The 12,457-nt window shown below is 65.6% G+C and carries 12 protein-coding genes; 3 read left to right on the plus strand and 9 right to left on the minus strand.

The window, feature by feature from the left end:
• Window positions 1-96 precede the first annotated feature (96 nt).
• From D4Q52_RS20540 to D4Q52_RS20575, 8 genes are all read right to left on the minus strand, one after another.
• Window positions 97-906 carry a GntR family transcriptional regulator gene (locus D4Q52_RS20540; protein WP_182915387.1) on the minus strand — a complete coding sequence of 270 codons (810 nt, stop codon included), beginning with the start codon at window positions 904-906 and terminating at the stop codon, window positions 97-99.
• A gap of 141 nt (window positions 907-1,047) precedes the next feature.
• Complete coding sequence (locus D4Q52_RS20545; protein ID WP_119858441.1) at window positions 1,048-1,689, minus strand: cysteine hydrolase family protein; 642 nt, start codon at window positions 1,687-1,689, stop codon at window positions 1,048-1,050.
• A 12-nt stretch (window positions 1,690-1,701) separates the two neighbouring features.
• Window positions 1,702-3,426, minus strand: a complete 1,725-nt coding sequence (locus D4Q52_RS20550) for an amidohydrolase (protein WP_182915388.1) — start codon at window positions 3,424-3,426, stop codon at window positions 1,702-1,704.
• Window positions 3,423-4,262 carry a creatininase family protein gene (locus tag D4Q52_RS20555; RefSeq protein WP_119858443.1) on the minus strand — a complete coding sequence of 280 codons (840 nt, stop codon included), beginning with the start codon at window positions 4,260-4,262 and terminating at the stop codon, window positions 3,423-3,425. Before D4Q52_RS20555 ends, D4Q52_RS20550 begins: the two co-directional genes overlap by 4 nt.
• A gap of 1 nt (window position 4,263) precedes the next feature.
• Complete coding sequence (locus D4Q52_RS20560) at window positions 4,264-4,968, minus strand: ABC transporter ATP-binding protein (RefSeq protein ID WP_234831271.1); 705 nt, start codon at window positions 4,966-4,968, stop codon at window positions 4,264-4,266.
• Window positions 4,965-5,750 (minus strand): ABC transporter ATP-binding protein, encoded by a 786-nt coding sequence (locus D4Q52_RS20565; RefSeq protein WP_119858444.1) that lies wholly within the window; start codon window positions 5,748-5,750, stop codon window positions 4,965-4,967. Before D4Q52_RS20565 ends, D4Q52_RS20560 begins: the two co-directional genes overlap by 4 nt.
• The gene (locus tag D4Q52_RS20570) at window positions 5,747-6,562 is read right to left on the minus strand and encodes a branched-chain amino acid ABC transporter permease (protein ID WP_119858445.1); all 816 of its coding nucleotides are present in this window, start codon (window positions 6,560-6,562) and stop codon (window positions 5,747-5,749) included. Before D4Q52_RS20570 ends, D4Q52_RS20565 begins: the two co-directional genes overlap by 4 nt.
• Window position 6,563: 1 nt before the next feature.
• The gene (locus D4Q52_RS20575; protein ID WP_119858446.1) at window positions 6,564-7,442 is read right to left on the minus strand and encodes a branched-chain amino acid ABC transporter permease; all 879 of its coding nucleotides are present in this window, start codon (window positions 7,440-7,442) and stop codon (window positions 6,564-6,566) included.
• Between the two features lie 105 nt (window positions 7,443-7,547).
• On the opposite strand from D4Q52_RS20575, the gene D4Q52_RS20580 reads away from it, so the two are divergent.
• The 3 genes from D4Q52_RS20580 (at window position 7,548) to D4Q52_RS20590 (ending at window position 9,753) form a co-directional block, all read left to right on the plus strand.
• On the plus strand, window positions 7,548-8,405 hold the full coding sequence (locus D4Q52_RS20580; RefSeq protein WP_119858447.1) for a hypothetical protein: 858 nt from the start codon (window positions 7,548-7,550) through the stop codon (window positions 8,403-8,405).
• 7 nt (window positions 8,406-8,412) lie between these two features.
• Entirely contained in the window at window positions 8,413-8,730 is a 318-nt protein-coding gene (locus D4Q52_RS20585; RefSeq protein ID WP_119858448.1) for an extradiol ring-cleavage dioxygenase, read from the plus strand.
• 69 nt (window positions 8,731-8,799) lie between these two features.
• Window positions 8,800-9,753, plus strand: coding sequence for an amidohydrolase family protein (locus D4Q52_RS20590; protein WP_147407836.1), 954 nt, complete (start codon window positions 8,800-8,802; stop codon window positions 9,751-9,753).
• Window positions 9,754-9,929: 176 nt separating this feature from the next.
• Here D4Q52_RS20590 and cofH read toward each other — a convergent pair whose 3' ends face one another.
• The gene (cofH, locus tag D4Q52_RS20595; protein WP_119858450.1) at window positions 9,930-12,305 is read right to left on the minus strand and encodes a 5-amino-6-(D-ribitylamino)uracil--L-tyrosine 4-hydroxyphenyl transferase CofH; all 2,376 of its coding nucleotides are present in this window, start codon (window positions 12,303-12,305) and stop codon (window positions 9,930-9,932) included.
• Window positions 12,306-12,457: the final 152 nt, after the last annotated feature.

The following is a 12,457-nucleotide window of genomic DNA, read 5'->3' on the forward strand; positions in this document are numbered from 1 at the left end:
TGTGATGCAAGCGCTGCCGCTTTATAACGCGCGAACGCGCAGCGCCGCCCGAGGGCGGCGCTGCGACAGTTCGGCGATAGAGGAAGACGTGAGGCTTTAGGCGACGCGGGCGCGGGCGCGTTTGGCAGCCGGCTTCTGCGGCTTGGCGCGCTCCGCGGCCGCTTTGTCCTTTTTGAGCGGCGCCGGGGCTGATCGGCCCTCGCCCTTTTCCATCATGCCACCGATCACGCTGGCCGCGTGCTGGAAGTGCTGCTTGAGCACGTCGCAGGCGCGCAGGTCACGGGCCAAGGCCAGCTCCTTGATCTGCTTGTGCTCCTCGGCGATCGTCGGGTGGATGTCGGTGTAGACCACGAAGCGGCGGCGGTAGCGCTCGAGCTGATCGTACAGAATGTCGCAGAAATGCAGCAGCCACGGCGAGCCGCAGCCGGATTCGAGTGCTTCGTGAAAGGCCCGGTTGCGCCGTTCCCATTCGTCGTGAAACGTCTTGGGCTCGCGGTGCGCCTGGTTCTCCAGCTTGTTGAGCTGGTAGTAGCTGGTGACGACGGCATTCTCCCACTCGTCGCCGCCGAATTTGATCGAGCGCTCCAGCGACAGCACCGAGAACTGGATGCGCAGATCGGCGATATCGAGCAGCTCCTCGCGGGTCGCTGGCGCGACGAAGAAGCCGCGCTGGCCCTCGGCCACCGCGAGCCCCTCGAGCGCGACGCGCGACAACGCCTCGCGCACCGGGCTGAGGCCGATGTTGTAGCGCTCGCGCAGCGCATCGGGCTGCAGTTTGTCGTCGGGCGCGAATTCGCCGTGAATGATGTCGTCGTGAATGCGCTGATAGGCTTCGTCGGCCAGCGTCTTCGGCGCATCGATCAGGCGTCGCGGCGCCGGTCCCCAGGGAAGCTTGCTTTTGGTCATGATTTCATCAATCTCGCCGACTGGCGCTCGCTTGGGCATCAACTCGGCGGGGATCCAGCCACCGATTCGCCTGCAAAACAGGCAATCATATAAAATATAGAGCTCCCATAAAATCTAGAGCCAAATTTGTCGAAGCTCGATCTACTTGGCCCAGGCCTCTGCGACCTCTTTTCCACCCATCACGTCACCGAAAAGGAACCCCACGTTTGTCAACGTCGCGTCGTGCAGTGGCGGCGTGTGCGAGGCGACGCAATCGGAAGCCAGCACCGCGTAAAATCCCCGGCATACGGCATCACGCAGGCTTGTTTCGACACACACATTGGTTTGCACGCCAGCAAATACGATGGTTCGGATTCCCCGGTCGCGCAACAGCTTTTCAACTTCGGTGCCGACGAACGCGCTGTAGCTGTGCTTGTCGATCAACGCCTCGCCCGGCGCCGACGCGACGCCGTATAGTTCGCGTCCCCAGCTTCCGGTTCCGCAGCACACCTCCGTGCTACGTTCGCGCTGCTTGGCCAGCATGCCCGGCGGCAGCTGCTCGGGATCGTAGTTCGCCCGGATCCACAACACCGGCACACCGCGTGCGCGCGCGGCATTGACCAGCGACATGATGGCGGGCACCACGGCGCGGCACGCCGACACGTCCTTGCCGACAATGCGTTCGACATAGCCCTGCTCGGCGCAGAAATCGTTCTGCATGTCGATCACCATCACGGCGGTGTGGCCGGGATCGAGCCGTTTCGCGGCGGTGTCGAGCAGATCGTGTGGTTGCGTCATTGTCATCGCCTTTCCTGATCAGCCGAACAGGCCGGTGTCGTGCACCGGCTTGCCGGCCAGCAGCGTCGCCAGAACCTTCGCGTTGCGGATGTCGCCTTCCGGCATAGTCATGATGTCGCCCGACAGCACCACCAGATCGGCCAGCTTGCCGGGCTCCAGCGAGCCGATGCGATGCTCCCAGAACGCCGCGCGCGCGGCGTTGAAGGTGTACATCCGCAGCGCCTCGTGCCGCGTCAGCTTCTGCTGTGGCAAGCCGAACGCATGACCGGTGACGCCATCGCGCCGCGCCAGCATCTGCCAGAACGAGAAGATGGGATCGTACGGCCGCCCGTCGGTCGATTGCGCCACCGGCACGCCGGCATCGAGCCAATCGCGGAACGGGATGGCGCCGGCGGCGAGCTTATCGCCAAAGCTCTTCAAGTACACCCACCCGTAGTTCCACAGGAAGTTGGTGGTGCTGGTCGGGATCACGCCGAGGTCGCGGCACATTGCCATGTTGTCGGCGCTAGGAAACTGGCAGTGCTCGATAACGAAACGCTTGTCGCGGATCGGCTGCTCGCGGTCGATCTCGGCGAACATCGCCAGCACCTTGTCGATGGCGCCGCCGCCGGCGCACTGCACCTGCAGGCGCAGCCCGGCGCGCGCGGCGCGGGTCAGGATGCCGCTGAAGTTGTCGTCGCTGGTGAGCTGAATGCCGGTCCACAAATGACCGCGCGCGCCCACATAGGGCTGCCGCATCAGCGACGCGCCGATCGCAGTGGCGCTGTCGAACGAAAAGCCGAGCCCGCCGAACTTGAGAAGATCGTCGCCGAAGCCGTCGCCGCCGGCATACAGCGCGGTCTCCGCGATCAGCCGGTCGCCGGCCGCCGTGTCGTTGTAGAGCGACACCGGATAGGAGATCACGAAGTACGTGCGCACGGTGAGTTTCTTGCGCGCCCACAGATCGAGATAGACGCGCTGCGGTCCCTTGGGGATGCCGTGGCCTTCGTAGATCGCAGTGATCCCGGCGCGGTTGAACGCGCGCATCGCCGTCTCGACGCCGGCATAGACGAGCTCCGGCGTCAACGGCGGGATCATCGGAAACAACGCGCGACCGGGATGAAAGCCGCCGAACGTATCCGGCATCACCTTGGGGAAGTTGTAGTCGAGAAACACGCCGGTGAGCTCACCCGCATCGTCGCGTCCGACCACCACGCCTTCCGGCGCGATGGTGTCGCGACCAAGCCCAGCCGCGCGCAGCGCCGCGGTGTTGGCGATCGCGGCGCCCGGCGCCAGCATCAGCTGCGGCTGGATGTAGACGGGATTGTCCGGCGACACCTTGTCGAGATCGTGCCGCGTCGGCCAGCCGCCGGCGCCGAACATCTGCGGATAGGAAAACGCTTCGGGCTCGCCGGCCAGCGGATTGAACACGATCCACTCGCCCGGCTTGCGCTTGCTCACCTCGCGCGCGACGACCGCCAGCACATCGTCGATCGACTTCGGATTGTTGAACGACGGCAGCACCATCTGCAGGCCGACATCGTCCATGTGCGGATGCGCATCGACGAAGCCGGGTACCACCGCCCGGCCCTGCAGATCGACGACGCGCGTGCCGTCGCCCGCCGAAGCCAGGATGTCGGCGGCGCGCCCGACCGCAACGATCTCTTCAGCCCGGATCGACAGAGCCTCGGCAACGTCGTCGCCGGCATTGACGGTGTAGATCGGCCCGTTGTGGAGGATGAGATCCGGCGCCAACGACGTCACCGCGCTGCTCCCACCTGGGCTGCGATCGCCGCCGCCACCAGCTCGGCGTGCTGCGCCATCATGGTCTCGCCGAACTCGCGATCGGATGCGGCCGGATCGCCGAGATAACCCTGCGGCGTCTTGGCCCGCGCGTGGTCGCCGCCCTTGCGCCATTCGGAAATGTCCTCGACGCCGAAATCCGTCGAGCGCAACGCCGGCAGCAATTCGTCGCGCACCAGCCCGGGATAGGCGGCCCACATCGACGAGGTCTCGAACTTGCCGGCATGGACGTCGAAGTAGCGGCTCGGACGCTCGACCTCCGAATGGGTCGGCAGGATGTGAGGATCGTCCGCGGCAATGCCGACCCGGGCGAAGAACGACGGGGCGCCGACGAAGTAAGCGGCGATCGCAGCCTCGTCCGCGCCGCGCGCGATGCCAGCGTGAACCGTGCGGTTATGCAGCGCATCGCCGTGACCGGAGATGCAGAACAGCCGGGCAAAACTGTCCTTCTTCAGGCTCTTGATCAGATCGACGATCAGTTCGATGACGATCTCCGGCCGCACCACGAAGGTGCCCGGGAATGCGCCGGACACCTGGTTCACGCCCCAATAGAACGGCGGCATGATCACGCTGTCGATGCCGCGCTCAGCGAGCAGACGGCGCACCCGCCGCAGTAGTTCGGACGGCATATAGACGTCGGTGCCAAGCGGCAGATGCGGCCCGTGTTGTTCGATGACACCCAGCCCCCACAGCACCACCGCGCGGCGCTCCGCCGCGCGCGCGATCTCGGGGAACGTCATGTCCGCCATGGTGTCGCGGAAGATCGAATAGCCCTGCGGCGTCTCGTCGGCACTCATGTCAAACTCCGAGATAGGCTTCCTGAATCCGGGGATCGTCGGCGAGATCCGCGCCCTGCAACACGACCTCGCCGTTCTCGAGGACGTAGGCGCGATCGGCGATGTGGAGCGCCTGGTTGGCGTTCTGCTCGACCAGCAGCACGGTGACATCGCCTTCGGCTTTCAGTGCCTGCACCAGTTCGAAGATCTTGGCGGTGATCAGCGGCGCCAGGCCGAGCGACGGCTCGTCGAGCATCAACAGCCGCGGCCGCGACATCAGCGCGCGGGCGATCACCAGCATCTGCTGCTCGCCGCCGGACAATGTGCCGGCGCGCTGCTTCAGCCGCTCACGCAGGATCGGAAACCGCGTCAGCATCTGATCGAGATCGCGGGCGATCTCCGCATGATCGTGCCGCGCATAGGCGCCGAGGACGAGATTCTCCCGCACCGTCATCTGCTTCAGCGTCGAACGGCCTTCGAGCACCAGGGCAAGGCCGCGGCGCATCACTTCCGCCGGGCGCTGATTGGCGATCGCCGCGCTGTCGAAATCGATCGAGCCGCGCTCGATCGGCTGTAGCCCGGCGATGGCCTTGAGCAACGTGCTCTTGCCGGCGCCGTTGGGGCCGATCAGCGCCACGATCTCGCCACGGGCGACGTCGATCGAGACGTCGCGGACCGCGGCGATGCGGCCGTAGCTGACGCCGAGATTGCGCACCGACAGCATCATGCCGCAGCCTCCGCGCCGAGATAGGCCGACAGCACTTCGGGATCGCGCCGCACCACCTCGGGTGATCCTTCGGCGATCTTGCGGCCGTAATTCATCACGGTGATATGGTGCGAGATCGCCATCACCAGGCTCATGTGATGTTCGGTGATCAGGATGGTCAGGCCGTCCTTGCACAGCGACTGATAAAACTCGCCGGCTTCGTGGACCTCGGTCGGATTCATGCCGGCGACCGGCTCGTCGAGTAGCAGCAGCATCGGCTCCGCCGCCAGCGCGCGGGCGATTTCGAGTCGGCGCTGATCGGCCAGCGGCAATTCGCCGGCGAGCATGTGCTTGCGCCCGGCGAGGCCGACGCGGTCGAGCAGCAGCATCGCGCTTTGCTCGGTGGCGCGCTCGCTGGCGCTCGGCCGTCCCGGAATGCGGGTGAGCGCCGCGAGAAATCCGCCGCTGGTCCGGCAGAACCGGCCGACCATGACGTTCTCCAGCACGGTCATCGCCGGAAACAGCCGCACGCCCTGAAAGGTGCGGACCACGCCGCGCCGCGCGATGCGGTCCGGCCGCGCGCCGGTGATATCGACGCCTTCGATCTTGAGGCGGCCTTCAGTCGGCGCCAGCACGCCGGTGATCAGGTTGAACAGCGTGGTCTTGCCGGCGCCGTTGGGGCCGATCACCGCGTGAATGGTGCCGCGCTCGATCGACAGATCGACCTCGGACACCGCGGAGTAACCGCCGAACCGGCGGGTCAGGCGCTGCGCCTCGAGCAGCAGCGTCGCGGTCGTGCTCATTGGCGTACTCCGACAATGCCGGACGGGCGCACGATCATGATCACGATCAGCAGCACGCCGAACGCCGTCATGCGCCATTCCTGAGCGTCGCCGAGCCGCAGCAGCTCGGGCAGGATGGTGACGACGCAGGCGCCGACCGCGGCGCCGTAGAAGCTGCCCATGCCGCCCAGCACCACCATGATGAAGATTTCGGCCGAGCGATGGAAACCGAATTGGCCGGGATCGATGAAGGTCGCGTAGTGCGCGAACAATCCGCCGCCAATGCCGGCGACGGCGGCGCCGAGGCTGAACATCGCCACCTTGATACGCGTCAAATTAATGCCGATCACTTCGGCGGCGAGCTCGTCCTCGCGCACCGCCGCGACCGCGCGGCCGATCCGTGAATTGCGGATCTGGAAGCACAGCAGCAGCGCCAGCGCTGCGACCAATGCAACGATCGGCAGCGTGGTGTCGGCCGGAATGCCGCCGAGACCCGACGCCGCCCCGGTCGGCTCGAAATTCAGGAAGAACACCCGGACGATCTCGCCGAACCCCATCGTCATGATGATGAGATACACGCCCTTGATCCGCAGCGACGGAATGCCAACCAGCACGCCGACGATGCCGGCCAGCGCGCCGCCGCAGGCGATCGCCAGCGCATAGGGCCAATGCAACTCGGTCGTCAGATACGCGGAGGCGTAGCCGCCGATCGCCATGAAGCCGCCCTGCCCGAGCGACAGCAGCCCGGCCGACACCGGCAGATACAGGCTGAGCGCCAGCACGATGTTGATGCAGGTGAAGATCAGCACCGACTCGACATAGGGATCGAGCATCTCAGCCCTCGACGTGCGCGGTGGAGCCGAAGATGCCGCGCGGCCGCAGCAGCAGAACCGCGATGATCACGATGAAGGCGAAGGCATCGCGATAGGACGACGACAGATAGGCGACGCTGACGACCTCGACCAGGCCGATCACCAGCCCGCCGATCATCGCGCCGTAGACGTTGCCGAGCCCGCCGAGCAGCATCGCCGCGAGCCCCTTGATGCCCATGTCGACGCCCATATAGGGCGAGATCGAATTGAACGACATGCCGACCAGCACGCCGGCGATGCCGGCCAGCGCCGAGGCGATCGCGAAGGTGAGGATGATGATGCGGTCGCTGCGGATGCCGAGCGTGTTCGAGATCACCATGCTCTCGGCGGTGGCGCGCATCGCCATGCCGACGCGGGTCATCGTCACGAACAGATGCAGCGCGAACATCAGCCCGATCGACACCGTCAGGATCACCAGCTGCACCGAGGTCAGCGTCACCGGTCCGAGATGCCAGACCTGCGCCTCCATCTGCACCGGAAAGCCGACCTGCTCGCCGCCGAACACCCGGGTTGCGACTTCCTGCAACACCAGGCCGGCGCCGATCGTGCTGATCATCGGCGCCAGATAATGACCCTTGCGGGAGCGGATCGGCTTGATCGCGACGAGATAGACCAGCACGCCGACCAGCGCGCCGGCGAGCGCCGCCACCGGCAGCGCCACGGCGACACCGCCGCCGGTCAACAGCACCATCTGCAACGCGATGAAGGCGCCGACCATGAACACTTCGCCATGGGCCAAGTGCACCAAATGCAACACACCAAATACCAGGGTGTAGCCGATGGCGATCAGCGCGTAGGCGCCTCCGAGCATCACTCCGTTCAACACCTGCTGCAGCAGCATCCCGAACCCCCGCCCCGCTCTCCTTACAGATTTTATGCAATTAAGCTGATTGCATAATCTTGGTCAACGTATATAAACGCCACAGGAAGTCGGGAGGAGGCGAGGATGGCCCAAATCGTATTTGCCGCGGCGGCGCCGCATGCCCCAGCGATCGTCGGATTGTTCGACAAGGCGCCGGCCGACTCACAGAAAGTCGTGAAGGACACCTACGCGGCAATCACGCGCGAGCTCATCGCCGCCAAGCCGGACGTGCTGATCGTGTTCGCCAACGATCACCTCGCCAACAGCCGCATCACCTTCTATCCGGACTTCCTGATCGGAGCCGGTGAGACGCATCGCGGCCCGCACGAATGGTTTCAGGAATGGATCGGCTGCCGCGACTACGCCGCCAAGGGCAACCCGGCGGTGGCGAAGGCGCTGTTTCAGGGCATGACGCGGCGTGGCGTGCGGATGTCGCTGCGCGACGAGAATCTCAAGTTTGACGACAACATCTCGGTGCCGGTGACGATGACGAATCTCGACACGACCGAGATCACACTGGTGCCGGTGCTGCAGAACTGCACAGTGCCGCCGTTTCCGGACGCCAAGCGCTGCTTCGACGTCGGCCATGCGCTGCGCGACTTCATCGCCAACGACCTGCCCGCGGACATGCGCGTTGGCCTGTTTGGCTCCGGCGGCCTCAGCCACGAGCCGGGCGGCGTCAAGTACTACAAGATCGACGAGGCGTTCGATCGCCGCTTCCTCGAACTGAGCGCCGGCGGCGACCACAAAGCGCTGCTGTCCGAGATGACGGTGGAGCGAATGGAAGAGGCCGGCATCGGTGGCACCGCCGAGGTGCTGTCATGGTTCCCGGTGATGGCCGCGATCGGCGAGAGGCCCGGCCGTTCGTTCGGCTACACCGGGTGGCCGAGCTTCCGCTGCGGCGTCGGCGGGGTGATCTGGGATCTCGGCAAGGAACAGTGAGGCGACCATGGCCTGGGAACAATTCAATCCAAACCTGGCGACGCACGATCTCGTCCAGGACATGAAATGGAATCCCGAGATCCGGCGCGAGTTCAAAGAGAACGAAGCCGCCGTGCTCGACCGATACAAGCTGCTGCCGGAGGAGCGCGCCGCCATCGAGCAGCGTGATTTTCGCAAGCTCTACGATCTCGGCATGCATCCCTATCTCGGCGGCCAGCTGTCACGCTTCATCTGGGGCAACGATGCCGCCAAGGGCGCGGTCGAAGCCTCCAACCGGCTGGTCGCCTCGCTGCAGGGACACGGCCGCGATATCCCCAACAGCTGATCGGCGCCGCCGCCCGTCTGCTCAAATGCTCCCGTGGAGCCGACCATCGTCGGCCCGGACCGAGATTTCATGCCAGCACACCGCATCGACGTTCATCATCATATCCTGCCTCCGAACTACGTCACAAAGATCGGAGACGACCGCATCGGTCCGATGATCGTTGCCGGCAAGACCCCGGTCTGGACGCCGCAGCATTCGATCGACGCGATGAATCGCAATGGCATCGAGAAGGCGATCACCTCGATCTCGGCGCCCGGCCTGTGGTGCAGCGACGCCACCGAAACTCGCGTTCTCACCCGCGAATGCAACGACTACGCGGCCCAGATGCGGCTGGACTATCCCGGCCGGTTCGGCATGTTCGCCAGCCTGCCGCTGCCCGACATCGACTCGAGCCTGCAAGAAATCGGCTACGCGCTCGACACGCTGCATGCCGACGGCATCGGGCTTCTCACCAACTACGATGGAAAGTATCCGGGCGATGCGATGTTCGCGCCGGTGTTCGACGAACTCAACCGCCGCAAGGCGGTTGTTTATTTCCATCCGACCGACGCGCCGTGCTGCCACGCTCATAGCCTTGGCGTCACATTGCCGGCGGCGACGCTCGACTTTCCGTTCGACACCACCAAGGCGATCACCAGCCTGCTGTTCAGCGGCACCTTCGCGCGTTGCCGCGATATCCGCTTCATCTTCTCCCACGCCGGCGGCACCATCCCGTTTCTGGCCGAGCGCATCGCGCGGCTCGAGGTCCGTCCCGAATTTCGCGCCGGGGTCCCGGACGGCGTGATGTTCGAGTTAAGGCGGCTGTTCTTCGACACGGCATTGTCGGCGAACGAGCTCGCCTTCAGCGCCCTGCTCAAGCTGGTTGCACCGGCCCAGGTGCTGTTCGGCAGCGACTATCCGTTCGCGCCGGAGACCACCATGGCCGCGACTGTCAAGGGACTGGCCAATCTGGGCCTGCCGGAAGACGTGCTGCGCGCGATCGAGCGTGACAACGCGCTGCGGTTGTTGAATGAGCAACCGTAGGTCGACGCCGCTCTGAGGTCCCAAGGCTCGCGGCGGACCAGAAGGCCGATTTGGCTTTCAAGGCTAATGTGCGGACACGCAGCAGGCGCTCGCACAGCGACGACTGCCGGAGTCCAGCGTGCCCGACAGCCGTGACTTGCCGAGATCCAGCGGCTTGCAGGGAATGATGACGTGGGTCATCGCGCCACCGCCATTTGCTTCGGCACGAACGGCGTCATCACCAGGTCCTGCAGCTCCGGCGCCGCCAAGCTGGCGGCGCGGCGCTCGGCAGCAGCAGGCCGATACAGCGTGGTGCGCTGCTCAGGGGTGCGGCCGGCGCGGCTGATCAGGGCATCCATCGCCTCTGGCGCCAATTCCTGGCCATGCTGGGTGCCGGCGGCGCGGGAGATGCTCTCGTTCATCAGCGTGCCGCCGAGATCGTTGACGCCGGAGCGCAGCAGGCTCGCCACGCCCTCCTCGCCGAGTTTCACCCATGACGCCTGGATGTTGCTGATCAGCGGATGCAGCACCAGCCGCGCCACCGCGTGCATCAGCCGCACCTCGCGCCAGGTCGGCCCACTGCGCGCCTGGCCGCGCAGCGACATCGGCGCCTCCATGTGGATGAACGGCAGCGGCACGAACTCCGTGAAGCCGCCGGTCTCCTCCTGCAGATCGCGGATGCGCAACAGATGCGCCGCCCAGCTGTCATAGGTTTCGACATGGCCGAACATGATGGTCGCCGTGGTGCGCAGCCCGACACGATGCGCGCTGCGCACGACGTCGAGCCAGATCTGCGTCGTGAGCTTGTCGGCGCAGATGATTTGGCGAACTTTGTCGTCGAGGATCTCGGCCGCCGTTCCTGGAAGCGAGCCGAGGCCGGCATCGCGCAGCATCGCCAGGAAGCGTTCGACCGGCAGGCCGAGCGTAGCAGCGCCTTGACTGACTTCGAGCGGCGAGAAGGCATGGACGTGCATATCCGGCACCTCGTCCTTCACGGCGCGGAGCAGGTCGAGATAGGTCTGGCCGGTGTAGTGCGGGTTGATGCCGCCCTGCATGCAGACTTCCGTCGCGCCGCGGTCCCACGCTTCGCGGGCGCGGCGTGCGACCTCTTCGAGCGACAGGTCGTAAGGGCGCCCGCGCAGATGATCGTGGGTCTTTCCCTTGGAGAACGCGCAGAACTTGCACGTGTAGCTGCAGACGTTGGTGTAGTTGATGTTGCGGTTAACGACGTAGCGCACGGTGTCGCCGCTGGTCTGCGCGCGCAGCGCATCGGCCGCCTCGCAGATCATGTCGACGTCGCCGCCGCGCGCCGCGAACAAGGTCGTGACTTCCTGATTGCCGAGCCGCGTTCCGGTGGCCGCGCGTGCCACGAGCCGTTCGAGCGAGATGTCGCGACGCGCGCGCTTGCGCAGCGGCGGGATCGGCGCCAGGCCGCCCGGCATCCAGCCGTCCTCGCGCGCGAAGCCGTCGCCGTCGACGACCTTGAGCACCTTCGGCAACAGCGACGGATCAATCCATTGCGCGGCGTTGCGCACATAGGCCGGATACACCGCGAGCCGCGGCTGCAAGGTCAGACCGGCGGCCTCGGTGGCCTCCTGCAGCCGCGCGATCTCCGGCCACGGCGCTTCCGGATTGACGTGGTCGGCGGTGACCGGCGAGATCCCGCCCCAATCGTTGATGCCTGCCTCGAGCAGCCGCGGATAGTTCGCGTAGCTGAGATTCGGCGGGACCTGGATGTTCATCGCCGGGCCGAAGATCAGCCGCGCCACCGCCGCGGTCCATAACAGATCGTCGAGCCCGGGCTCGTCATAGCCGGCGAACCGCGTCTCGGCCTTGGCGCGAAAATTCTGGACGATGATTTCCTGCAGATGGCCATGGCGCTCGTGCAGATCGCGCAGCGCCAACAGCGACTGCACCCGCTCGAGCCTGATCTCGCCGATGCCGATGAGGATGCCGCTGGTGAACGGCACGCGCAGACGGCCGGCCGCCTCGATCGCGGCGAGCCGCACCGCTGGCAGCTTGTCGGGCGAGCCGAAATGCGCTCCGCCGCGTTCGCACAGCCGCTCGGAGAGGCTCTCCAGCATGAGGCCTTGTGACACGCTGACTTTGCGCAGCCGCGCGGTCTCCGCCTCGCTCATCACGCCGGCGTTGACGTGCGGCAGCAGGCCGGTCTCGGCCAGGATCAGCTTGCAGATCTTCTCGATGTAGTCGACCGTGGAGCCGACGCCCTGCGCGTCAAGGAATTCGCGGGCCGCCGCGTAACGCAGCTCCGGCTTGTCGCCGAGCGTCAGCAGCGCCTCGTGGCAGCCCGCCGCCTGCCCAGCGTGAACGATGGCCAGCACCTCGTCCGGCGACAGAAACGCCGCCTCGACCTGCCGCGGCGTCTTGGCGAAGGTGCAATAGCCGCAACTGTCACGGCACAGCCGAGTCAACGGCACGAATACCTTGCGCGAGTAGCTGATCACGCCGCGGTGGCCGTCGCGACCAAGCGTCCGCGCCTCGCCCAGCAACTCGGCCAGCGGCATCGCCTCATAGGCTCGCAACAGGTCTTCCGCCGCTCCGTCCAACCGCATCTCAATCGACCTTTACCAGCTGCCGAGCGACCTCAGAGACGTCGCCAAAACGCCCGCGATCAAAGCTCGATGTTTCATTTGTTGAAACATCGTTTTAATTTTGGCAACACTGCGTAGGCCTGTCAAATCACGCGGCTCCTGTGGGGCTCAAT

The sequence above is a fragment of the Rhodopseudomonas palustris genome (genome assembly GCF_003591005.1).
Taxonomy (GTDB): domain Bacteria; phylum Pseudomonadota; class Alphaproteobacteria; order Rhizobiales; family Xanthobacteraceae; genus Rhodopseudomonas; species Rhodopseudomonas palustris_K.